Raw genomic sequence first — 21,794 nt, forward strand, 5'->3', positions numbered from 1 at the left:
GATCAGTCGGACTGCCGGGCGACCAGCACATTGTCGAGAATGCCGAGCGCGTCGGGGACCAGGACGGCGGCCGAGTAGTAGCAGCTGACCAGGTAGGAGATGATCGACTGATCGTCGATGCCCTTGAACCGAACGTTCAGGCTGGGCTCGTACTCGTCCGGGATGCCGATCTGGTGCAGGCCGATGACGCCCTGATCCTTCTCGCCGGTGCGCATGGCCAGGATGGAGGTGGTCTGGGTGTCACTCACCGGGATCTTGCCGCACGGGAAGATGGGGACGCCGCGCCAGGCGGGCACACGATGGCCGTCGATCTCGACCGGGTCCGGGTAGAGCCCGCGCTTGTTGCATTCCCGGCCGAAGGCGGCGATGGCCTTGGGGTGAGCCAGGAACAGCTTGGTGCTGCGCCGCATGGACAGCAGCTCGTCCATATCGTCCGGGGTGGGCGCGCCGGATTCGGAGTAGATGCGCTGTTTGAGATCGCAGTTGTGCAGCAATCCGAAGTCGGGATTGTTCACCAGGTCGTATTCGCGCCGCTCGTACATGGCCTCGATGGTCAGCCGCAGCTGCTGTTCGATCTGGTCCATCGGATCGTTGAACAGATCGGCGACGCGGGTGTGCACCCGCAGCACGGACTGCGCCAGGCCGAGTTCGTATTCGCGGGGCCGCTCGTCGTAGTCGACGAAGGTGCCGTCGAGCATGGGCTCACCGGAATGGCCGGAGGAGACCACGATTTCGGCCTCGCCGTATTTGTTCTGCGGCCGGGACGGCGCGGCGGCGACGGCATCCAGATGTCGTTGCAGCGCGGGTACGTTCTCGGCGACTTCATCGAGGGTTTGCCGGGTCAGCACCAGCATGGTCACCGGGGTGACGGCCTTGACGGTGACCGGCCAGAAACCGGACGACTCGGTCAGCATCTCGTCGCCGAGGTAATCGCCGCCCGCCAGCATGCCGAGTTTGGTGGTCTCGCCGTATTCGCCGGTGCCGATCTTGGAGAGTTTGCCGTGCACGATCAGCATGACCTGATCCATGGGGTTGCCGAATTCGGCGACCACGGTGCCCGGCGCCAGATCGCGCTGTTCGAAACGCTGCGCGAGGGCCGACAGGGCCCCTTCATCGTCGAAGCCGCGCAATTCGGGCAATTCTTGCAATTCGAGCGGAATGACCCGGGCATTCGGGCCATCGATGACGAATTCCACCTCGCCATTGCCGACGGTGTGGGTGAGCCGGCGGTTGACTCGGTAGATACCACCTTTCACCTGCACCCACGGCAGACTGCGGGTCAGCCAGCGGGAGCTGATGCCCTGCATCTGGGGTTCGGATTTGGTGGTGTGCGCCAGCTGGTGAGCGGCAGCGGTGCTGAGTGATTTGCGTTGGCCGTTAGTGGTTGTCTGGGTGGGCATTTCGATGGTCATGCTGCGGTCCTCACCTCGAAGGGGCCACCGCACAAGGAAAGCGGTGAAGCCACGTCGATACAGCAGGCCGGAATTGGCCTGCGAAAACTAGTGATTTGAGTGAAAGAACAAGCGCGACAGTGCGTTCCAGCGATACCGATGGTAGGTCGCAACGTTGTGAATCGCAGCGAAACCGCATAAACAGAATGACTGGCACATAGCCATTGCGACACCGGAGGGCTTCGCCGCACTGGCAGCATCGCCCGCGTGTCCCTGAACTGTTCGGTATGACACGCATGGCGACCAGGTTCCCGTCGGCCGCTGGAAAGCGTTCGCAGGTTCACACCAATTTCCGACCGGTCGGATTCAAGGCGGCAGCCCGTACGGTCGGTCCCGGGGTAGCCCGCATGGTGCTGGTCACAAGCGCCCCGCAGTAGGCTGACCCTATGGGAAGCTCGTCAGGCCGCGTTGGGGCGGATAGCGCAGGTCACGAGCAGGGTAGGTCTGGGAGCAAAGCCGTGAAATTCAATACGAAGTCCGTTGTGGGGCCGATGCAGCGCCTGGTGGCGACTGCGCAGAACGGGCTCGAGGTGATCCGGTTCGGGGGACTGGTTCACGACATCGAATCCTCGCCGTACGAAATCGTCGAGCGTAAGCGCATGTACCGATTGCGCCACTACTTCCCGGACGACACCAGCGTCGACCGTCCGGTCGTGGTGCTGGTGCCGCCGATCATGGTCACCGCCGAGATCTGGGACGTGAACGGCCGGGACGGAGCGGTCGGCATTCTGCAGCAAGCCGGAATCGACTGCTGGGTGGTCGATTTCGGTTCCCCCGCCGTCGAGGAAGGCGGCTGGGATCGCGATCTCGCCGACCACGTCCTGGCGGTCAGCAGCGCCATCGACACCGTCAACGAGCTGACCGGTCGCGGCGTGCACCTGATGGGCTATTCGCAGGGGGGCCTGTTCGCCTATCAGACCGCCGCCTACCGCTTCGGCAAGGGCGTGGAGTCCATCGTCACATTCGGCAGCCCGGTGGACGCCGTGGCGGGCATGCCGTTCGGGCTGCCGCACGGGCTGGCCTCCGATATGGCCGACTTCCTCAGCGATCATGTGCTGAACCGGCTGCCGATCACCGATTCCATGGTGCGGCTGGGTTTCCAGGCCCTGGATCCGGTCAAGACCGCCAAGGCGCGCCTGGACTTCCTGCGTCAGCTGCACGACCGTGAGGCGCTGCTGCCGCGGGAACGCCAGCGGCGCTTCCTGGAAGCCGAAGGCTGGCTGGGCTACCCGGGTCCCGCGCTCACCGATCTGCTGCAGCAGTTCGTCAAGCACAATCGAATGATGCTGGGCGGCTTCGTCATCCGCGACCAGGTCATCTCGCTGGCGGAGATCCGCTGCCCGATCCTGGCTTTCGTCGGCGAGGTCGACGATATCGGCCAGCCGGCCGCCGTGCGCGGCATCCGCCGCGCCGCGCCGCATGCCGAGGTGTACGAAGCCAGTTTGGTGGCAGGGCATTTCGGCCTCGTCTCCGGTTCCACCGCGACCCGGCAGACCTGGCCGCTGGTGCGCGAATGGGTGAACTGGCTCAGCGGCCGCGGCGACCTGCCAGAGGAGATCGAGCCCATGAACGATCACGTGGCCCGCAAGCGGCCCGGCTCCGCGTTCACCCGCGCGGTGCACGCCATCGGCAGCCTCGCCGAGGCCGGGGCCGGGCTGGGCAAGGCCGTGGAGGGCGTGGCCGGGCAGACCCTGCGCGGCACCGTCGAGCTGACCGGCGAGGCGGCCCGCGCGCTGCCGCGACTGACCCGGCTCGGCATGATCCAGCCGCACACCCGCATCTCGCTGGGCCGCCTGCTGGCCGAGCAGGCCCGGCGGAGCCCGAATCAGGATCTGTTCCTGTTCGAGGATCGCGTGCACACCCAGGCGGCGGTCAATCAGCGCATCGACAATGTGGTGCGCGGGCTCATCTCCGTCGGCGTGCGCCCGGCCACCCGGGTGGGCGTCGTCATGGAGACGCGGCCCAGTGCGCTGGCGGCCATCGCGGCCCTGTCGCGCCTGGGCGCGGTGGCGGTGCTGCTCGCGCCCGGCAGCGAACTGCCCAAGGCGGTCGAGCTGACCGGCGCCAAGCTGCTCATCGCCGACCCGGAGAATCTCCGGGCCGCGGCCGCGACCGGCACCCGGGTGCTGGTGCTCGGCGGCGGGGAGTCCCGTGCACTGGACATTCCGGCGGGCTGCGATGTCACCGATCTCGAGCAGATCGATCCCGCGCAGGTGACGCTGCCCGCCTGGTACCGCCCCAATCCTGGCCTGGCGCGCGAGCTCGCCTTCATCCTGGTGACCGGCACCGGGCATCGCTTCGACGTCAAGCACGTCACCAACCACCGCTGGGCGCTGTCCGCCTTCGGCACCGCCTCGGCCGCCGATCTGGGCCGCCGCGACACCGTGTACTGCCTTGCGCCGCTGCATCATTCGTCCGGACTGCTGGTGAGCCTGGGCGGCGCGGTGGCGGGCGGCAGCCGGATCGCGCTGGCCCGCTCCATGGATCCCGAGCAGTTCGCCGCGGAGGTGCACCGCTACGGCGTCACCGTGGTCACCTACACCTGGACCATGTTGCGCGACATCCTCGATGCCGACACCTTCCCCAATGGCCTCCCGCACCCGATCCGCCTGTTCATCGGCTCCGGTATGCCCGCGGGGCTGTGGCGGCGTACCGAGGAGCGGTTCGAGCCCGCGCGCGTGCTCGAGTTCTACGCCTCCATCGAGGGAGATGTGGTGCTGGCCAATGTGCTCGGCGCCAAGATCGGCAGCAAGGGCCGCCCGGTGCCCGGCACCGCCCGCGTCGAACTCATCGCCTACGACCCGACCACCGACGAAATCCTGGTCGAGGACTCGGGTTTCGCGCGCCGCTGCGCGGACAACGAAGTGGGACTGCTGATCGGCACCACCACCGATACCGTCGACCTGTCCGCGGGCGGGCTGCGCGGCGTCTTCGCACCCGGCGACGCCTGGATGCCGACGGAGAACCTCTTCCGCCGCGACAGCGACGGCGACTACTGGCTCATGGACCGCCGCGACACCGTCATCCACACCCCGCGCGGACCGGTGTTCACCCAGCCCATTGTCGACATCCTCAACGACATCACGGCCGTGGACATGGAAGTCGCGTACGGACTGCAAGCCGGCGACCGCTGCCTCGTGGTCGCCGCCGTGAGCATCCGCGACGGTTTCCGCCTGGATTCCAAGGACGTCACCGAGGCCGTGCGCGCCCTGGCTCCCGACCAGCGCCCCGACCTCGTCTACGTCGTGGACGACATCCCGCGCAGCTCCACCTTCCGGCCCTCCACCCGCGCCGTCCAGGCCGCGGGCGGTCCGGCGCCGGGCGACCGAACCTGGTGGTACAACCGCGAATTGGAGTCCTACGAGGTGCTGACCCCCGACCTGGTGCAGCGCTTGTCCCTCTGAACAGACGATTCCCGGCCGCTGAAACCCGTTCACGAAACGGTCACGATCGGCACGGTGGAATAGCTCCCGAGCGGGTCGCCGAGACGGCAACCCACCCGAATGAGAGGACTACCGATGTCGATCGTGAAGAAGGCCCTGGGCGCTTCCGCCATCGCCCTGGGCGCCGTGGCCCTGGTCGCCGCCCCCGCCAACGCCGAGGAACTGAAGGTGGACGGCAACTACGCCACCGTCGAGGCCTGCGCCGCCGACGGCAACGGCGGCAGCTTCGAAGCCGGCGGCGTCCAGCTGCGCGGCGAGGACGGCTGGCAGTGGCGCTGCGACCAGGGCGCCGACGGCCTGTGGTACATGACCATCTTCCGCTGATCGAACGTCGCACCGAGCCGGTGCGAAAGGCCCCCACGCTGAAGCGTCGGGGGCCTTTCTCTTTCCTGCCGGAAGCGTTCGATCTCAAACCCGCCGGACGACTGCCCTGCGACCCTCGTCGAGGCAGCGCACATCGGCCCGGTCCAGCAACGCCACCAGGTCGAGCTCCCCGAAATGCTCTCGGCTGGGCACTATCGCAACCACGGCCCGCTCCCGATCCACAAGATTGAGCAACCGCACGAGTCCAGCCTCACTCATCTCCTCCGCATAGCCGATCATCGTCAGCACATGCCCCAATACCCTTGCCTCACGATGTATCTCGGCTTCATGCCGCTCACGCTCCGCCCCCGAAAGCCCGGTCACCAGAAACCCGATCGCCCGACTCATCACGCCCGATCACCTCCATGCTCGCTGTAGACGGGCCGCCTGATCGCGATCCGCCCCCGCTCGGTCGCCCTCCACCCCGCCGGCCCCTGTCGCATCCCGATCGCCAGCCCCGTCCGCGAAAGCCTCATCAGCGCTTTACGAATGGCCCCTCCGCTAGTCCCGTCCGCCGACTCAACTCCCGCACGATGACCGACCGCATCGTCCCGAGCCCCGACAATGCGCCCAGTACCTTTGCTTCGTGTTCGGTGAGAGCCATAACCGGCACGGTATGAGCCGCGAGCGCGTGCTCTCTACAAAACGGCCCTACCGGCGAAGGCGGTTCCCCTCGGCTCTGCGCCAAGGCATGGGACAGCCTGCGACGGCAAGCCCTCTACAACGACCAAGCCCGCGCTCGCATAGAGGCCGCACTGGCCACCCTGCCGATCTGAAACATCGCCGACCGGGAACTGGTGGCGGGCCCTTCTCGCGTTTTGCCGCCACCAGTTCCCGGTCGATGACATTTCACATCCTGCGGCGGTGTGTCGAGTCTTGGGATCAGGTTCGCGAGGTGATGCGGCGGCGGATTCGTTCGATGCGGCGGGCGGCCTTCTCCGGATCGGCCATGTTCCGTTCGGATCTGCGTTCGAGTTTGTGGATGACCATGTCGCTCAAGGGGGTGTCACGCCACTTGCGCCAGCGTTTGGTTTGCCACATCGACTTCTTCGCTTGCAGGTCGGTGGCGGCTTGTTCGCCGGCTTCCGTTGATAGGGAGCCGGTTGCCTTGGACAGGACCCGGTGTTCGCGGTGACGGTCGGCACGGTTGGGGATTCGCTTGTTGCGGCGGATGTTCTTGCGGGAGCTTTTGTCGTTTTCGCCGTAGTCGTTCCGGCGGTCCTTGGTGTAGCTGAGGGCCTTCTTCTCCTGGGGGCTTCGGCGCACCATGGTCGATCAGCTCCTTTCGGGGCCGCGCTGGCTAGTGAGTTCCCTTGTCCCGCTGGGCTTTGCGCTTGGCTCGGGCCATTCGCAGGAGGTAGGTCGGGGTTGGGGGGATCCAGCCCAGTTGGGCGGCTTGGCCCAGGTCGTCGCGGTTGGCCCAGTGTTCGATTACCTTGCCGTCGGCGATGCGGAGCCAGTGGGATTGGGTGACGGCGAAGGTTTTGCCGGTTGGGGGGAAGACCTGGTCGACTTGGCCGTTTTCGCTGTAGACCACGAAGGGGCCGACGTGGCGGCCGTGCATGGTGGTGTGCAGGGCTACCAGGTCGCCGTCTACGACTGCCGCTTCGATGGTGTGGTGCAGGTCGGCGTAGGCGGCGCGGAGCCAGAGGGCGGTGGCGTGGTAGGCGGCGGGGCCGCGGCCTCGGGCGGCGGGGGGTTCGGTTCTGCCCTCGCGGTTGGTTGCGTCGGGGTGGATTATCGCGTCGAAGTCGGCGCGGTCACCAGCGGCCATGAGGTGGACCGAGCGGATCGCCAGGGCGCGGGCGGTATCGGCCGCGGTTGGGGAAGGGGTGTCCATGGGGACCTCGCAATCGGGGGCGGGTGAGCTTGTCCCCTGGGTGTATCGACCGCGGCGGACTTTGCGTTCAATCCTTCAGCGGGGATCGAGGATGACAACGGGTATGGTGCGGTGTTCGGCGTTGCGCTGGTAGGAGTCGAAGGCGGGGAAGGCCGCGACGAAGCTAGGCCACAGGCGGTTTCGCTCTTCGTCGGTGGCAATGCGGGCGTGGACCGGGCGGACCTCGGCGCCAATCTGGACGGTGGTGTCGGGGTTGGCTCGCAGGTTGTGGAACCACGCCGGGTTGTCGGGCTGGCCGGCTTTCGATGCCACGACGGCCAGCAGGCCATCGTCCTGGTGGTAGATGACCGGGGAGGTTCTGGGGGTTCCGGTGCGGGCGCCGACGTGGTCGAGCAGCAGGATGCGGGCGGCCGGCCAGCCGAGGATCCGGCCGCCGATCCTGCCGTTCGACCAGCGGTACAGCGCCACATGCACTTTCGTCGACCGGCGGCCGAGGTAGAGGCCGCGCCGGTTCATACGCGCCGAGTTCGAAAGCACCAAATCGCCAAGAATCCCCACGGAATTCATTACACACGACGGCTGCGCGTCGTGCAGGCGGTCAGTGCTGGTACATGCTCTCGATCTCGGTGGCGAAGCGTTCGGCGATGACGTGGCGCTTGACCTTGAGGGTGGCGGTGAGTTCACCGGATTCCTCGGTGAGGTCACGGGCGAGGATGGCGAACTTCTTGATGGATTCGGCATGGGAGACAGTGCTGTTGGCATCGTCGATCGCCTGCTGGACCGCCGCCTGCAGGGCCGGGTCGGTGCGCAGGTCGGCGATGGTCGCGGTCGCCGGTTTGGCATTGGCCGACTTCCAGGCCGTGAAGGCCTCCGGGTCGATGGTGATCAGCGCGGTGATGAAGGAACGGCCGTCGCCGACCACCACGGCCTGGGAGATCAGGGTGTGGGAGCGGATGCGGTCTTCCATCGGGCCGGGCGAGACGTTCTTGCCGCCGGCGGTGACGAGGAGGTCCTTCTTGCGGCCGGTGATGGACAGGAAGCCGTCCTCGTCGATGGCGCCGAGGTCGCCGGTGCGCAGCCAGCCGTCGTGCAGGGCGGCGGCGGTGGCATCGTCGTTGTGCCAGTAGCCGGCGAAGACGACGCCGCCGGAGAGTTCGATCTCGCCGTCTTCGGCGATGCGAACCGCATTGCCGCCCAACGGCTGTCCCACGGTGCCGATCTTGATCGAGCCGGGCACGTTGACGCAGTGGGCCGCGGTGGATTCGGTCAGGCCGTAGCCCTCGTAGATCGGGACGCCGACACCGCGGAAGAAGTGCCCGAGGCGCGGGGCCAGCGCGCCGCCGCCGGAGATGGCGAATTCGCAGTTGCCGCCCAGGGCCGCGCGCAGCGGCGCGTACACCAGGCGGTCGCACAGCGCGTGCTGGGCACGCAGCAGCAGGCTCGGCCGGCTCGCGAATCCGCCTGTGTGGTCCAGGTTCTCGCTCCACCGGATGGCGGTGCGCTCGGCGAATCGGAAGACCGCGTCCTTGATCCTGCCGCCCTCGTGCGCCTTCTTGGCCGCGCCGTCGCGCACCTTCTCGAACACCCGCGGCACGCCGAGAATCGTGTGCGGGCGGAAGCGGGCGAACTGTCCGGTGATCGTCTTGAAGTCCGCCCAGTGCGCTTGGGTCATCCCGCCTTCGAGAGCGGCCAGCGACACGGCGCGGGCCAGCACGTGCGCGAGCGGCAGGAAGGTGAGCATGCGCCGGCCGGGGCGGGCGACATCGCCGATGCTGGCCTTCAGGATGCCGCGCACCTCCGAGAGGAGGTTGCGGTGGGTGAGCATGCAGCCCTTGGGCCGTCCGGTGGTGCCGGAGGTGTAGACCAGCGAGGCGAGCCCGTCGGCGCGCAGTCCGTCCAGCCGCTCCCGCACCTGCTCGTCGGGGATGTTCTCACCGTCCGCGATCAGGACGGCTTCGGCCCCGTCGTCGATGACCAGCATCCGGCGCAGCGTTTCCGGCGCGCCGTCGATCAGTTCCTTGTGCCGGGCCGTCTCCACCACCGCGAGCGCCGCCCCGGAGTCCTCGAGAATCCATCGCACCTGCTCGGCGGAGGACGAGTCGTAGACCGGGACGGTGACCGCGCCCGCCGCCCAGATCGCGAAGTCGAGCAGCGTCCATTCGAACCGGGTCGCCGACAGCAGCACCACCCGGTCCCCGCGCTGAATCCCATTGGCGATCAACCCCTTGGCGACCGCGGACACCAGGTCCGCGAACTCCGCGGCGGTGACGTCGACCCAGCGGTCCCCGGCGGGCCGGGAGAACAGTACCCGCTGCGGCGTCTGCTCGGCCTGGCCGTAGACCGAGCGGACGATGGTCTCGTCCTCGGCGATGGTGAAGGTGGGTGCCGCGGTGAACTCACGCATGCTCGTCTCCCATGGTCGATTCGGGGTGATGAAAGCGCCGGAGCGCGCGGGCGAAATCGGCGATCTCGCGCGGTGTCCAGTCGGCCAGGCGCTCGCCGAGCCGGGCGAGATCGTGCCCGTTGGCCGCCGCGAGCACAGCACGGCCCGCGGCGGACAGGGTCAGTGGATATCCGGCGTGCAGGCTGCCCTCCCCAGCCTCCACCCACCCGGCGTCCATACAGGCCCGCACCTGCCGCGACACCGTCGACCGGTGCACGCCGAAGGACTCGGCGATCTCGGTGGCCCGGCAGCCCGGATTCCGGCCGATATAGGACAGCGCCGCTTGCTGCGCGAAGGACGGCAGTCCCTCGGCGGCGGGGCGGCCCGCGATGATTTCGCGGACGATCTGCGTCAGCCCGTCGTGTACCGCGACGAGCTCGGGAGACCACCGCCCTGGTGGGTGTTGCATGGCGCAACTATAACCCCGCGGGTAACCGGGCTCACGCAGGGAGGCGGCGGCGGATGGCGAAAGCCCCTCGACGCAATCCGTCGAGGGGCTTCGCCCGGCCGCGGCAGTCGGTCAGGACTGCCCCTCGTCGAGCAGCCAGTCGTTGGGCGCGAAGAGTTCGAAATGCACTCGGTCGCCGGGGATTCCGGCCGCCATCAACTGGGCGCGGACCGATTGCAGGAAGCCCGCGCCGCCGCACAGGTAGTAGTCCGCGCCGGCGGGCAGATCGACCTCCGCCAGGTCCAGATAGCCGTGATCCTCGTCACGGTACCAGGTGCGGAAGGTGGAGTCGGGCAGGGCGGAGACCAGCTCGATGACCCGCTCCCGCAGCGGATGGTCGACGGCGGACCGGTCGGCGTGCAACAGGACCGTCCGGCGCGGGGAGTTCCCGGCCGCGAGGTACTCCAGGATGCTCGCCATGGGCGTAATGCCGATGCCGCCGGAGATCAGGACCAGCGGCGTGGTGGCGGTGGTGTCGACGGTGAGATCGCCGAAGGGCAGCGTGATCTGGAGCCGGTCACCGGTGTCGATGGTCTCGTGCAGCCAGGTCGAGACCTCGCCTTCCGGAGCGTCCGCCTCGGCGGTCACCCGGCGCACGGCGAAGGCCAGCCGGCCCGCGCCCGCGCGGTTCACGAGGCTGTACTGACGCAGCTGGCGAGCGCCGTCGGGAAGATCGGCGCCGACCGAAATGTACTGCCCGGGAGCGAAACCCGGCAGCGGATTGCCCGGGTCCATGGATTCGACGACGAATACGGCGACACCGGAGGGATCGTCGATGCGCTCGACCACCATCGTGTCGCGGAAGACATCGCCCGGCTCGACCCCGGCCTGCGCGTAGAGGCCGGCCTCGAAGTCGATGAGCGTGGTGGCCATCAGCCAGTACACGCGATCCCAGGCGGCCGCGATCTCCGGAGTCACGGTGTCGGCGCCCAGCACCTCGACAATGGCGGCGAACAGGTGCTCGTGCACGATGCGGTACTCCGCGGCGGTGACGCCGAGCGAGGCGTGCTTGTGGCCGATGCGCGACAGCAGTTCGCGCGGATGCGGCAGCGCCGGATCGATCAGGTGCGCGGCGAAGACCGCGATGGAGGCCGCGAGCGCGCGCTGCTGGGCGCCCTGGGCCTGATTGCCGCGATTGAAGCGATTGCGCAGCAGGTCCGGATGGGCGGTGAACATCTTCTGATAGAACAGCGGGGTGATCCGGTCGATGTGCGCGGCGACGATCGGCAGGGTCGCGCTGATCACCGCGGCATGCTCGGGCTCCAGCTCCGGAATCGTGTCGAGGGCGGTGTCCGGTGCGAGCGACATTGCTAACTCCTAATCGTTGACCAAGGTGGCCGCCGGGAAGGCCGGCAGATGCAGCAACTCGATGGTCCGCGGGGTCACCAGATCGGCCAGGACGTAGCGATCCAGTTCGGAGTAGAACGCCTCCTGCGCGGTGGCGAGAATTCCCCGCAAACGACAGGCACCCGCCAATGGGCACGGATTGTCGCCGACGCATTCGATGACTTCGGAATCGCCTTCGAGGTCGCGCACGATCCTGCCGATGGTGGCGGCGCGGCCGGCGTCGGTGAGGAAGATGCCGCCGGTGCGCCCGCGCTGCGAGGCCACGTATCCGAGATCGGCGAGTTTGGAGACCGCCTTCGCCACATAGTTCTCGGAGGCATTCACCTGTCGTGCAATGAGTTTGACGGTGACGCGCTCCTCGGCGCCACCGCTGACGGCCAGCCGCATGAGCGCACGGAGTCCGAGATCGGTGAACCGTGAGAGCTGCATGACTCCCACGGTACTTTTTCCGACTGAGAAAAGCTGATTTTGGGCCTGTGGGTTCAAATACGCTTTTCCATGCGGATTATGTTGCCTCGGTCACAGTCTCGGAATTTGCCGACAAACTGGCACGCAAATCTCCAGCTAAACCGTAGTAGACGACCAGTGCGAGCCCGCAGCCGATGAACCAGCTGTATTGCGCGGCGGTGTGCATCCCGGGCAGATCCTTGGCCAGCACCGGGAACACCGCGAAGACCGCGCCCACCACCGTCGCGACGACCGCGACCGGGTTGATTCCCTTGCGGTACCAATAGCTTCCGCACTCGGACATGGTGAACAGCTCATCGACCACGATCACGCGCTTGCGCACCAGGTAGTAGTCGGCGATGAGCACCCCGAACAGCGGTCCGATGAACGCCCCGAGCACTTCGAGGGTGTAGTGGATGACCTCCGGATTGTTGTACAGATTCCACGGCGTGATGAGCACCGAGCCGACCGCCGCGATCATGCCGCCCATCCGCCAGCTGATGCGCTGCGGGCTGACATGGGAGAAGTCGAAGGCCGGGGAGATGAAGTTGGCGACGATATTGATGCCGATGGTGGCGATGGTGAAGGTCAGCGCGCCCAGCACGATGGCGAAGGTGGAGTCGATGCGCGCCACCGTCTCGACCGGATCGGTGATGAGCTCGCCGTACACCGGCACGGTGAGCGAGGCCGTGATCACCACCAGCAGCGAGAAGGCCAGGAAGTTGACCGGCAGCCCGAGCAGATTGCCGCGCCGCACCGCCGTCATGGACTTGCTGTAGCGGGAGAAGTCGCCGAAGTTCAGCATGGGCCCGCAGAAGTAGGAGACCACCAGCGCGATCGCCCCCAGCATGACCGGCACCGATTCCCAGCCGCTCAGCGTGACCGCGCCCAGTTCGAAGTCGATGGCGCCCCAGCCGGCCTTCCAGATCAGGTAGCCGCACAGCGCGAACATGACGACATACACCGCGGGACCGCAGAAGTCGATGAACTTGCGAATCGATTCCATCCCGCGCCAGAACACCGCGGCCTGCACCACCCAGAGCAGCAGGTAGGCGCACCAGCCCAGCAGCGACAGGCCGAGGAAGCCGTAGTCCTCGGTGACCGCGTACGGCGCGAGGCCCGGAAACAGCTTGACCGCCACCACGATCAGCGCCGCCGAGGCGAGATAGGTCTGAATCCCGTACCAGGCCACCGCGATCAGGCCGCGAATGATGGCCGGGATATTCGCGCCGAGCACGCCGAACGCGCTGCGGCACATGACCGGATACGGCACACCGGCCCGCTGACTCGGCGCGGCGACGAGATTGCACAGGAAATACACCAGGGTGATGCCGATGAGCAGCGCCGCGAGCACCTGCCAGCCGGCCAGCCCGAGTGCGAACAGGCTGCCCGCGGTGACATAGCCGCCGACGCTGTGCACATCCGACATCCAGAAGGCGAAGATATTGTATGTGCCCCAACGCTGTTCACGCAGCGGGGCCAGATCCTCGTTGGTGAGGCGCGGGTCGTGGGCCGGGCCGGGCGGGGCCGCGGCCGTCGCGGCGGGCGTGCCGCCGTCGGTCGTGACGGGCGTAACGGCATCAGTCGTGGCGGGCATAACGGCATCAGTCGTGGCGGGCGTGACAATATCGGTCATAGCGCATCCGATCCGAGGTCCTTGGGTGGATCGGATCACGGTAGGAAAATGCCGTTGCCCCGGCATTGCACCGCTATTGCCCGGTCATTGCGCGATCGATATATCCGGTTCGGCGAGCAGGCCGTTCGCCTCGGGCAAGGTCCCGATGACCTGCTCCAGCCGCACATGATGCCGCCGCGCGATGGCCAGCAGCCGGTCCACGTCGCGGTCCAGGAAGGCGTCCAGCATGAGCATGTGATCGCCGTGCAGGCGTTCCCGATCGGCCTGGGACACGTGCACCATGGATTGCACGGGTTCGGTGACGTTCCAGGCGGATTCGAGCATGTGCACCAGCCGCAGCAGCCGCGACGGCCTGGTCAGGGCGAGGTGGAAGGTCCGCGAATGCCGGTGGTAGGCCACCGGGTCGGCCTCCCGGACGGCGCGCTCGAGCAGATCATTGGCCGCGATGAGCGCGGCCCGGTCCGCGGCGGTGGCATTGCGGGCGGCCGTGGCGAGGGCGGCCTCCTCCAATGTCTGGCGCACGATGTACATTTCGCGCAGCTCGGCGGCGGTCAACTGGGCGACGGCGTATCCGGCCCGCTGCTCATGGGTGACCAGACCCTCCCCCACCAGGATCTTGAGCGCGTCGCGCACCGGAATGTGGCTGACGCCGAACAGTTCCGCGATTTCGCGCAGCGGTATCACGGTCCCCGGCGGCGCGGCGCCCTCGAGGATGACCCGCCGCAGTTCACCCAGGATGATCTGCGGCCGGCCCGGTTGGTCGACCACCAGGGTGGCCAGCAAAGCGGAGCGTCTGCGTGCAGGCATAGCGCCACGGTAGGTGCCGCGTGTTCGGTTTCTCGGTCGGCCGTGTCACAACCAGGAAACACCTTTCACATCATGGTCGCCCGCAACCGGCCGACACCGGTGGTGATGCCGGGCCCGAAACAGCCCATGACCATATCGGGCGTCATCATCTCGTATTCGGCCACCACCTTGACCCAGGTGCCCTCCCCGAGGCCCGCGACAATCTGCAGCGGACCAACGGTGGGCTGCGACATGCCCACCGGCCACGGCCCCCACAATCGGCTGGATTCCCCGTTCGACCAGGTGATATCGACGGTGAGCGGGCCATCGGCCGGGTGCATGCAGTCCGAGGCGGCGACGTGCACCCCGGTGAAGGTGCCGCCGGTGATCCCCGGCCACCCGATGCAGTCCCACAGCCTGCCCACCGAGGCGAAGGTCAGCACCTGCGGGTTCATGCCGATGGCCCCGTCGACGGCGGTCCAGCGGAAGTCCCCGCCCCCGCACCAGCTCGACGGCGGCTCCTCGGGCGTCTCCGACGATCCGCTGTCGGGCCGCTGCGGTTCGGCTGCGGCCACCGGCAGCCCGGGCGCCGCCCCGCATCCGATGCAGACCCCCAGCGCTACCAGCGCTTTCACAGCCTTGACGCGCACTGCCTCCAGCACAACTCGCCTCCGCGGTGGTCGAGGTGAAGCACAGCAACAGGTCGATTCGCCTGATTTGTCCCGACCCTAAACCGCGCCTCCCGCACCTCCGCCGCGCCACGCCGTGTCACCCCCGCCGGGAGACGGCGGCCCGAGCTTGTTTGATGGTGTCCCACGGAATGGCCGGGCGGGGCAGCTTGCGGCGGCGCAGATAGGCCGTGGCGGTGCGGTGGCTGGTGCGGATCAGCCGGATGAGCTGCGCGGGCGAGCCCTTGTTGTCGTCGACCGTGGCGGGGGTGAAAACGACTGTGCCGTCACCCGTTTCGATGGTTCCGCGGGCGAGCACCGAGCGCATGTTCCAGCCCTGGTCGTCGTGATAGTGCGCGAGCAGCGCGGCGGGGCCGTCCACGGCGTCGAACCAGTCCGGCCGGTCGATCACCAGGGCGTCGCCCTCGAGCCGGGGCCGGCAGCGCAGGCCGACCGGATATCCGGCCGGATCGTCGGCGCTGAGCACGACACCGTCGCTGAAGCGCCCGAGCGCCGCGAGGAGCTCTTCGGACAGCGTGGTCACAGGATCACCTCCCGGGGTTCGGCGGTCATATCGCGGCCGGGCCACCAGCGCACCCGGATCGGGGTGATGTGGATCTTCAGGCGCATGTAGTACCACCAGAACAGGCGTTTGGTGATCGGGTCCGAGCCGATGCCCTTGGGCTGGGCGGTCCAGACCTTCGCCCACTGCCGCTCCAATTCATCGTCCCAGGTGATGATTTCGGAGACTTTCGCATCCCCCTGCACCAGGACGGCGGGCGGGTCGGCCAGGCCGCTGGCGGTGGCATTGGAATACAGCAGCGACACCTTGGGATTGCGCCGGGCATGAAAGGCCTTGTACGGCACGCCGATTCCGGTGCTCACCAGAATATCGCCGCGCTCGGGCAGCCACAGCGGCGCCACCGGAACGGTTACCGGGGTGCGGTCGCGGGCGTGGGTGGACAGTTCCGCGGTGAAGAACCGGTCCAGGACGGCGGTCACCTCCGCGGGCAATGCGGTTGGTTTGGTCACGCTTCACCATCGCGCCGTCCGCGGCCCGGCGCAACCGACCGGGCGGCACGCCCACCGCGCGCGACAGGCGGGTTACCACCTGGCAGCATGGCCCGCATGGATCTGATCGCGCGGATCGAGGCAGCAGCGACCCTGCTGGCACCGGTCATTCGACGTACCCCTGTCGTAGCGTCCCGAGTACTCGCCGAACGCACCGGCCACGAGGTGTGGCTCAAGTGCGAGAATTTGCAGCGAACCGGCTCGTTCAAGCCCCGTGGCGCCTACAACCGCATTGCCAATCTGCCCGAGGCCGAGCGCCGCCGCGGCGTGGTGGCGGCCAGCGCGGGCAATCATGCGCAGGGGGTGGCGTGGGCGGCGACCTCGCTGAGCATCGAGTCCACGGTGTTCATGCCGGTCGGCGCGGCGCTGCCGAAACTGGTGGCCACCAAGGCCTATGGCGCGACCGTGCATCAGGTCGGCGACACCATCGATGAATCGCTCACCGAGGCACGGGATTTCGCCGCGCACACCGGCGCCACGCTGGTGCACCCGTTCGATCATCCGGATATCGTGGCCGGGCAGGCGACGGTGGCGCTGGAAATCCTCGAGCAGCTTCCCGAGGTCGGGACGGTGATCGTGCCGACCGGCGGCGGCGGACTGCTCGCCGGGGTGGCCGCCGCCTTCCGGATCCTGGCCCCGCAGGTGCGGGTCATCGGCGTGCAGGCCGCCGATGCGGCCGCCTGGCCCGCCTCCCTGGCCGCCGGGAAGCCGGTCCGCCTCGAGCAGATGGCCACCATGGCCGACGGCATCGCGGTCGGGCTGCCCGGCGAGGTGCCCTTCGACCACATTGTGGAGACCGCGCCGGCCATCGTCACCGTGGACGAGGACGCCCTCTCCCGCGCCCTGCTGCTCTGCATGGAGCGCGCCAAGCTGATTGTCGAACCCGCGGGCGCGGCGGGCGTGGCCGCGCTCATGTCCTGTCTCCCCGAGGAATTGGAGTTGCGGGGACCGGTCTGCGCCATCCTGTCCGGCGGCAATATCGACCCGCTGCTGCTGACCCGGGTCATCGGCCACGGCCTCAGCGCGGCCGGGCGCTATCTGGCGGCCCGGGTCACCATCTCCGATCGCCCCGGCAGCCTGAGCCGCCTGCTCGCCGAACTCGGCCGCACCGGGGCCAGCGTGCTCGATGTGGTGCACTCCCGCACCGGGGCGTGGCTGGCCATCGACGAGGTGGAGGTGCTGCTCACCCTCGAGACCCGGGGCCCGGCCCATCGCGACGAGGTCCTGACCGCGCTGGCCGACGCCGGCTACGTGGTCCGCGTCGAGGACTGATTCCCGAGCGGCCCCCCGCACCGGCGGGGAGTCGCACGGGATCAAATACATGCAGACATACGCATGTGTTGATGTTATCGTCGAATCATGACGACCGCAGTGAACGACCCGCGAACCCACGGTGGTGCGGAATCGGGCCACGGCTCCTTCGGCGCGCGCCTGGAAATGCTCTTCGCCCTCGGCTCCGGCCTCACCTACGCCGGCGGCATGGCCACGCGGTACCTCTTCGACACCCCGTCCTGGGTGTCCACCGCACTCTTCGCCGCCACCTATCTGCTGGGCGGCTTCTTCACCGTCCGCACCGCCGTCGCGACCGTGCGCCGCGGCCGCTTCGAGGTGGACTTCCTCATGCTGGTCGCCGCCGCCGGCGCCGCCGCGGTCGGCAAATGGGCCGAGGGCTCGGTGCTGCTGTTCCTTTTCAGCCTCGGCCACGCGCTCGAGGAATACGCCATGAGCCGCGCGCAACGGTCCATCGCGGCGCTGGCCGAGCTCGCGCCGCGGACCGCGCTGGTGCGGCGCGGCCCGGATCGGGTGGACGAGGTCGACATCGACGATCTCGAGATCGGCGATACCGTTGTGGTGCTGCCGAACTCGCGCCTGAGCGCGGACGGGATCGTGCTGACCGGGGTCAGCGCCGTCGACGAATCCTCGGTCACCGGTGAGAGCATGCCGGTGGAGAAGCAGCCCGCACCCGATCCCCGCGCGGCGCTCGCCGCGAAAACACCGCTGCCGGAGGCGCATCGGGTGTTCGCGGGCACCCTCAACGGCTCCGGAGTCCTCGAAGTCCTGGTCACCAGCCGCGCGGCCGACAGCACCCTGGCGCGCGTGATCGCCATGGTGCGGGACGCCGACACCCAGAAGTCACCCACCCAGCGGTTCATCGACCGCTTCCAGCTGATCTATGTGCCCGCCGTGCTGCTCGGCGTGCTCGGCGTCATCGCCTTCGGCGTCCTGGCGCTGTCGGAACCGTTCGCGGACAGCTTCTATCGCGCCATGGTGGTGCTGGTGGCCGCCAGCCCGTGCGCCCTGGCCATCGCCACGCCCAGCGCCGTCCTGGCAGGCGTCGCCCGCGCGGCACAGGCGGGCGTGCTCGCCAAAGGCGGCGGGCCACTGGAGTCGCTCGGCCGGATCCGGTCCATCGCCTTCGACAAGACGGGCACCCTCACCTGGGGGCGGCCCCGCGTCACCGATATCGAGCCCGCCCGGCCCGGCCTGCGCGACGAGTTGATCACCACCCTGGTCGCCGTCGAGTCGTTCAGCGATCACCCCCTCGCGGCGGCCATTACGCGAGACCTCTCCCCCGCAGCCCCGGTCGGTGTGGAAAGCACGGCGACGCAGGTCAATTCGGTCACAGGGCGCGGGGTCACGGCGCTCGTCGCGGGCCGGCCCGCCGAGATCGGCAACCTCACCATGTTCGCCGAGCTCGACCCCGACGGCCCGCCGCCCGGCATCACCGCCCTCGTGGACCGGCTGCACGCCGCCGGGCGCACCACCATGATCGTGCGGCGGGCGGGTGTGTATCTCGGCGTCGTCGGCGTCATGGACGCCCCGCGCGCGGAGGCCAAGCCGGTCATCGAATCGCTTCGCGGCCTTGGCATCACCGATATGGTCGTCATCTCCGGCGACAATCAGCGCGTCGCCGATGCCGTGGCCGACGGGCTGGGCCTGGACGGGGCCCATGGCGGGCTGCTCCCCGAGGACAAGGTCGCCATGATCGGCCGCCTGCGCGCCCGCGGCGGCACGGCCATGGTCGGCGACGGCGTCAACGACGCACCCGCGATGGTCAACTCCTCGGTCGGAATCGCCATGGGCGCGAGCGGATCCGTCGTCGCCCTGGAGACCGCCGATGTCGCGCTGATGACCGACGATATCGGCCGCCTGCCGTTCGCGGTGGCCTTGAGCCGCCGCACCGCGGCCATTATTCGTCAGAACCTGATCGTGGCGCTGCTCATCGTCACGGCGCTGGTCCCCGCCACCCTGCTGGGCCTGCCCATCGGGCCCGCGGTGTTCGTCCACGAGGGCTCCACCCTGCTCGTGGTCGCGAATGCCCTGCGCCTGCTGCGGTTCCGCCGCGGCGCCGAGCACGACGGCATCGACCACGAACCCCGCCCTGCCTGAGCGATCCCCGCGGATCGCCCTGGGCGCTGCGATTCCGGCCGGACGCTCAGTGCGCTCCGCCCAATTCGAGGGCGAGCACGCCCGCGATCACCAGCCCGATGCCGCCGACCTGCACCAGCGTCAGATGCTCGTCGAGGAACAGCGTGCCGATGATCGCCACCGCCACCACCCCGACCGCCGACCAGATGCCGTAGGCGACGCCCACGGGCATACCGCGTTTCAGCGCCTGCGACAGGAAGTAGAACGCCGCCCCGTACCCGATCACCACGATGATCGAGGGCACGAGCTTGCTGAAACCCTCCGAGATCTTCAGCGAGACGGTCGCCGTGACTTCACACGCGATGGCCAATCCGAGTAGCAGCAAGGTCATTGCCGGAGAATAACCGGCCTTCCGGTACGGTCCGCCGACCGGTGCGATCACCGCCGGAAAAAAAATGGGATGCACGCCCGGCCGAGTTGTGCATACAGTGGTCGGCATGTGGATGCAGCTGTTCATCTAAGCCTCTTCGTCGTTCGCACACGACTTTTCGGCCTCCAGCGCCGATTCTCCGCCGCTCTACGGCCTTCCGATCTCGACCGGCCACCCCGGTGAGTCGGTCCACGCATCCCTGAGGAGGACCCATGCCCGATCAGCATCCGAATCCCGATTCCCAGCCCAATGACGCCGCCGACCGCCCGCTGTCGCGCCGCGAACGCCGCGGCAATGTCGCCAAGCAGCAGGCCTTCAACGGCAAGGTGCACGGCCCGGGCCGTACCGCCGTCCCGACGGCGAAACACCAGAACTACCGCCGAGGCTGACGAAAACGCCCGTGGTGGCCCCGAATCCGGGGGCACCACGGGCGTTCTACCTTCGGTGAGTATCAGCCGAGCCAGGTGCGCTGTTCCGCGGCAGCGGCGCGGACTTCCTCGAGCTGCTTGGCGACCTGCACGCCGGCGGTGCCGCCACGCGCGTTGCGGGAGGCAATCGAGCCCTGCACGGTCAGCACCTCACGCACGGCGGGAGTGAGCGCCGGATCGACGGCGGCGAACTCCGCATCGGTGAGTTCGTCCAGGCCGACGCCGCGGGCCTCCGCGGCGCGCACGCAGCCGCCGGCCGCCTCGTGCGCCACCCGGAACGGAACGCCCTGGCGCACCAGCCATTCGGCGATATCGGTGGCGAGGGTGAAGCCGGCCGGCGCCAGCTCGGCCATGCGGTCGGTGTGGAAGGTCAGGGTGGAGACCAGTCCCGCGATGGCGGGCAGCAGCAGTTCCAGCTGCGCGACCGAATCGAAGACCGGTTCCTTGTCTTCCTGCAGGTCCCGGTTGTAGGCCAGCGGCTGCGCCTTGAGCGTGGCGAGCAAACCGGTGAGGTTGCCGATGAGGCGGCCGGCCTTACCGCGGGTCAGCTCCGAGACGTCCGGATTCTTCTTCTGCGGCATGATCGAGGAGCCGGTGGACCAGGCGTCGGCCAGGGTGATGTAACCGAATTCCGGTGTGCTCCAGATGATCACCTCCTCCGCCATGCGGGAGAGGTCGACCGCGACCATGGCCAGTACGAAGGCGGCCTCGGCGGCGAAGTCGCGAGACGAGGTGGCGTCGATGGAATTCGCGGCCGCCGCGTCGAAATTCAGTTCGGCGGCAATGGCTTCCGGATCCAGGCCCAGCGAGGATCCGGCCAGCGCGCCGGAGCCGTAGGGCGAGATCGCGGCGCGCTTGTCGAAATCGCGCAGCCGGTCGATATCGCGCAGCAGCGGGTGCGCGTGCGCGAGCAGGTGATGGGCCAGCAGCACCGGCTGGGCGGCCTGCAGGTGGGTCTTGCCGGGCATGACCGCGTCCGGGTGCGCGGCCGCCTGGGCGACCAGTGCGTCGACCACATCGAGCACACCGGCGGCCACGCGGCGCACGCCATCGCGCAGCCACATGCGGAACAGCGTGGCCACCTGGTCGTTTCGCGACCGGCCCGCGCGCAGGCGGCCGCCGAGCTCGGTGCCGACGCGCTCGATCAGGCCGCGCTCGAGCGCCCCGTGCACGTCCTCATCGGAGTCGGCCGGACCGAAGGCGCCCGAGGCGACATCGGCGGCCAGCCGATCGAGCCCGGCCAGCATGCCCTCGAGATCGCTCTCCGACAGCAGCCCGGCCTTGTGCAGTACGCGCGCATGGGCTTTGGACGCCCGGATGTCATAGGGCGCGAGCACCCAGTCGAAGTGCGTGGACTTGCTCAGCGCCGCCATGGCCGCCGCCGGACCGGAGGCGAATCGCCCACCCCACAGCGCGCCCTCATTGGTGCCGTGCTGCTCGGTCATTCGATGCTCTCCTGTTCCTCGAATCTCGCGGTGTCCGGGTGCGCCCAGCGCGGACGGCCGCACCGTGCGCCACCCGCTATTGCACCAGTTGGCTCGCGCCGTGTGCCCGGCCGGGTTGCCCACCCCTCGAACGGGGCAGCCCGGCCATCGCGGTGCAAGCCGAGCGGCCCGCCGGAAGA

Annotated in this window: 21 protein-coding genes; 5 read left to right on the top strand and 16 right to left on the bottom strand. The window is 68.4% G+C overall.

The window, feature by feature from the left end:
* Window positions 1-2 precede the first annotated feature (2 nt).
* On the bottom strand, window positions 3-1,412 hold the full coding sequence (locus tag ACYQ5L_RS25075; protein ID WP_459960742.1) for a family 2B encapsulin nanocompartment shell protein: 1,410 nt from the start codon (window positions 1,410-1,412) through the stop codon (window positions 3-5).
* Window positions 1,413-1,909: 497 nt separating this feature from the next.
* On the opposite strand from ACYQ5L_RS25075, the gene ACYQ5L_RS25080 reads away from it, so the two are divergent.
* Entirely contained in the window at window positions 1,910-4,855 is a 2,946-nt protein-coding gene (locus ACYQ5L_RS25080) for an AMP-binding protein (protein ID WP_459960743.1), read from the top strand.
* Window positions 4,856-4,969: 114 nt separating this feature from the next.
* Window positions 4,970-5,218 carry a hypothetical protein gene (locus ACYQ5L_RS25085; protein ID WP_459960744.1) on the top strand — a complete coding sequence of 83 codons (249 nt, stop codon included), beginning with the start codon at window positions 4,970-4,972 and terminating at the stop codon, window positions 5,216-5,218.
* Window positions 5,219-5,302: 84 nt separating this feature from the next.
* Here ACYQ5L_RS25085 and ACYQ5L_RS25090 read toward each other — a convergent pair whose 3' ends face one another.
* From ACYQ5L_RS25090 to ACYQ5L_RS25150, 13 genes are all read right to left on the bottom strand, one after another.
* Complete coding sequence (locus tag ACYQ5L_RS25090; RefSeq protein WP_459960745.1) at window positions 5,303-5,605, bottom strand: hypothetical protein; 303 nt, start codon at window positions 5,603-5,605, stop codon at window positions 5,303-5,305.
* 534 nt (window positions 5,606-6,139) lie between these two features.
* Window positions 6,140-6,526: a hypothetical protein gene (locus tag ACYQ5L_RS25095; protein WP_459960746.1), complete on the bottom strand. Its 387-nt coding sequence runs from the start codon at window positions 6,524-6,526 to the stop codon at window positions 6,140-6,142.
* Between the two features lie 31 nt (window positions 6,527-6,557).
* Window positions 6,558-7,097 (bottom strand): ester cyclase, encoded by a 540-nt coding sequence (locus tag ACYQ5L_RS25100; RefSeq protein ID WP_459960747.1) that lies wholly within the window; start codon window positions 7,095-7,097, stop codon window positions 6,558-6,560.
* A 75-nt stretch (window positions 7,098-7,172) separates the two neighbouring features.
* Entirely contained in the window at window positions 7,173-7,634 is a 462-nt protein-coding gene (locus ACYQ5L_RS25105; RefSeq protein ID WP_459963533.1) for a nitroreductase family deazaflavin-dependent oxidoreductase, read from the bottom strand.
* Between the two features lie 61 nt (window positions 7,635-7,695).
* Window positions 7,696-9,501, bottom strand: a complete 1,806-nt coding sequence (locus ACYQ5L_RS25110) for an AMP-dependent synthetase/ligase (protein ID WP_459960748.1) — start codon at window positions 9,499-9,501, stop codon at window positions 7,696-7,698.
* A complete protein-coding gene (locus ACYQ5L_RS25115; RefSeq protein ID WP_459960749.1) occupies window positions 9,494-9,949 on the bottom strand; it encodes a MarR family winged helix-turn-helix transcriptional regulator in 456 nt (151 codons plus the stop codon). Before ACYQ5L_RS25115 ends, ACYQ5L_RS25110 begins: the two co-directional genes overlap by 8 nt.
* Window positions 9,950-10,060: 111 nt before the next feature.
* A complete protein-coding gene (locus ACYQ5L_RS25120) occupies window positions 10,061-11,296 on the bottom strand; it encodes a globin domain-containing protein (RefSeq protein WP_459960750.1) in 1,236 nt (411 codons plus the stop codon).
* A 9-nt stretch (window positions 11,297-11,305) separates the two neighbouring features.
* Complete coding sequence (locus ACYQ5L_RS25125; RefSeq protein ID WP_459960751.1) at window positions 11,306-11,764, bottom strand: RrF2 family transcriptional regulator; 459 nt, start codon at window positions 11,762-11,764, stop codon at window positions 11,306-11,308.
* Window positions 11,765-11,840: 76 nt separating this feature from the next.
* The gene (locus ACYQ5L_RS25130; protein ID WP_459960752.1) at window positions 11,841-13,418 is read right to left on the bottom strand and encodes an NCS1 family nucleobase:cation symporter-1; all 1,578 of its coding nucleotides are present in this window, start codon (window positions 13,416-13,418) and stop codon (window positions 11,841-11,843) included.
* Window positions 13,419-13,502: 84 nt separating this feature from the next.
* Complete coding sequence (locus tag ACYQ5L_RS25135) at window positions 13,503-14,225, bottom strand: GntR family transcriptional regulator (protein ID WP_459960753.1); 723 nt, start codon at window positions 14,223-14,225, stop codon at window positions 13,503-13,505.
* A gap of 65 nt (window positions 14,226-14,290) precedes the next feature.
* Window positions 14,291-14,866 (bottom strand): hypothetical protein, encoded by a 576-nt coding sequence (locus ACYQ5L_RS25140; RefSeq protein WP_459960754.1) that lies wholly within the window; start codon window positions 14,864-14,866, stop codon window positions 14,291-14,293.
* Between the two features lie 106 nt (window positions 14,867-14,972).
* Window positions 14,973-15,416, bottom strand: a complete 444-nt coding sequence (locus ACYQ5L_RS25145; protein WP_459960755.1) for a hypothetical protein — start codon at window positions 15,414-15,416, stop codon at window positions 14,973-14,975.
* The gene (locus ACYQ5L_RS25150) at window positions 15,413-15,904 is read right to left on the bottom strand and encodes a pyridoxamine 5'-phosphate oxidase family protein (protein ID WP_459960756.1); all 492 of its coding nucleotides are present in this window, start codon (window positions 15,902-15,904) and stop codon (window positions 15,413-15,415) included. The genes ACYQ5L_RS25145 and ACYQ5L_RS25150 overlap by 4 nt, the downstream gene beginning before the upstream one ends.
* A 96-nt stretch (window positions 15,905-16,000) precedes the next feature.
* Between ACYQ5L_RS25150 and ilvA the strand changes: the two genes are divergently transcribed.
* Window positions 16,001-17,215: a threonine ammonia-lyase gene (gene ilvA, locus ACYQ5L_RS25155; RefSeq protein WP_459960757.1), complete on the top strand. Its 1,215-nt coding sequence runs from the start codon at window positions 16,001-16,003 to the stop codon at window positions 17,213-17,215.
* An 87-nt stretch (window positions 17,216-17,302) separates the two neighbouring features.
* Window positions 17,303-19,333 carry a heavy metal translocating P-type ATPase gene (locus ACYQ5L_RS25160; RefSeq protein WP_459960758.1) on the top strand — a complete coding sequence of 677 codons (2,031 nt, stop codon included), beginning with the start codon at window positions 17,303-17,305 and terminating at the stop codon, window positions 19,331-19,333.
* A gap of 46 nt (window positions 19,334-19,379) precedes the next feature.
* Here ACYQ5L_RS25160 and ACYQ5L_RS25165 read toward each other — a convergent pair whose 3' ends face one another.
* A complete protein-coding gene (locus ACYQ5L_RS25165) occupies window positions 19,380-19,703 on the bottom strand; it encodes a DMT family transporter (RefSeq protein WP_459960759.1) in 324 nt (107 codons plus the stop codon).
* 251 nt (window positions 19,704-19,954) lie between these two features.
* Between ACYQ5L_RS25165 and ACYQ5L_RS25170 the strand changes: the two genes are divergently transcribed.
* On the top strand, window positions 19,955-20,131 hold the full coding sequence (locus tag ACYQ5L_RS25170) for a hypothetical protein (protein WP_459960760.1): 177 nt from the start codon (window positions 19,955-19,957) through the stop codon (window positions 20,129-20,131).
* Between the two features lie 62 nt (window positions 20,132-20,193).
* Here the strand turns inward: ACYQ5L_RS25170 and argH are convergent, their stop codons facing one another.
* The gene (gene argH / locus ACYQ5L_RS25175) at window positions 20,194-21,615 is read right to left on the bottom strand and encodes an argininosuccinate lyase (RefSeq protein WP_379201874.1); all 1,422 of its coding nucleotides are present in this window, start codon (window positions 21,613-21,615) and stop codon (window positions 20,194-20,196) included.
* Window positions 21,616-21,794: the final 179 nt, after the last annotated feature.

The sequence above is a fragment of the Nocardia sp. IFM 10818 genome (assembly GCF_054655275.1).

Coding starts and splice junctions, on each gene's coding strand:
- ACYQ5L_RS25160 (WP_459960758.1), top strand. CDS start 17,303: ATGACGACCGCAGTGAACGACCCGCGAACCCACGGTGGTGCGGAATCG.
- ACYQ5L_RS25090 (WP_459960745.1), bottom strand. CDS start 5,605: ATGAGTCGGGCGATCGGGTTTCTGGTGACCGGGCTTTCGGGGGCGGAG.
- ACYQ5L_RS25120 (WP_459960750.1), bottom strand. CDS start 11,296: ATGTCGCTCGCACCGGACACCGCCCTCGACACGATTCCGGAGCTGGAG.
- ACYQ5L_RS25165 (WP_459960759.1), bottom strand. CDS start 19,703: ATGACCTTGCTGCTACTCGGATTGGCCATCGCGTGTGAAGTCACGGCG.
- argH (WP_379201874.1), bottom strand. CDS start 21,615: ATGACCGAGCAGCACGGCACCAATGAGGGCGCGCTGTGGGGTGGGCGA.
- ACYQ5L_RS25095 (WP_459960746.1), bottom strand. CDS start 6,526: ATGGTGCGCCGAAGCCCCCAGGAGAAGAAGGCCCTCAGCTACACCAAG.
- ACYQ5L_RS25125 (WP_459960751.1), bottom strand. CDS start 11,764: ATGCAGCTCTCACGGTTCACCGATCTCGGACTCCGTGCGCTCATGCGG.
- ACYQ5L_RS25115 (WP_459960749.1), bottom strand. CDS start 9,949: ATGCAACACCCACCAGGGCGGTGGTCTCCCGAGCTCGTCGCGGTACAC.
- ACYQ5L_RS25130 (WP_459960752.1), bottom strand. CDS start 13,418: ATGACCGATATTGTCACGCCCGCCACGACTGATGCCGTTATGCCCGCC.
- ACYQ5L_RS25075 (WP_459960742.1), bottom strand. CDS start 1,412: ATGACCATCGAAATGCCCACCCAGACAACCACTAACGGCCAACGCAAA.
- ACYQ5L_RS25135 (WP_459960753.1), bottom strand. CDS start 14,225: ATGCCTGCACGCAGACGCTCCGCTTTGCTGGCCACCCTGGTGGTCGAC.
- ilvA (WP_459960757.1), top strand. CDS start 16,001: ATGGATCTGATCGCGCGGATCGAGGCAGCAGCGACCCTGCTGGCACCG.
- ACYQ5L_RS25110 (WP_459960748.1), bottom strand. CDS start 9,501: ATGCGTGAGTTCACCGCGGCACCCACCTTCACCATCGCCGAGGACGAG.
- ACYQ5L_RS25170 (WP_459960760.1), top strand. CDS start 19,955: ATGCCCGATCAGCATCCGAATCCCGATTCCCAGCCCAATGACGCCGCC.
- ACYQ5L_RS25100 (WP_459960747.1), bottom strand. CDS start 7,097: ATGGACACCCCTTCCCCAACCGCGGCCGATACCGCCCGCGCCCTGGCG.
- ACYQ5L_RS25085 (WP_459960744.1), top strand. CDS start 4,970: ATGTCGATCGTGAAGAAGGCCCTGGGCGCTTCCGCCATCGCCCTGGGC.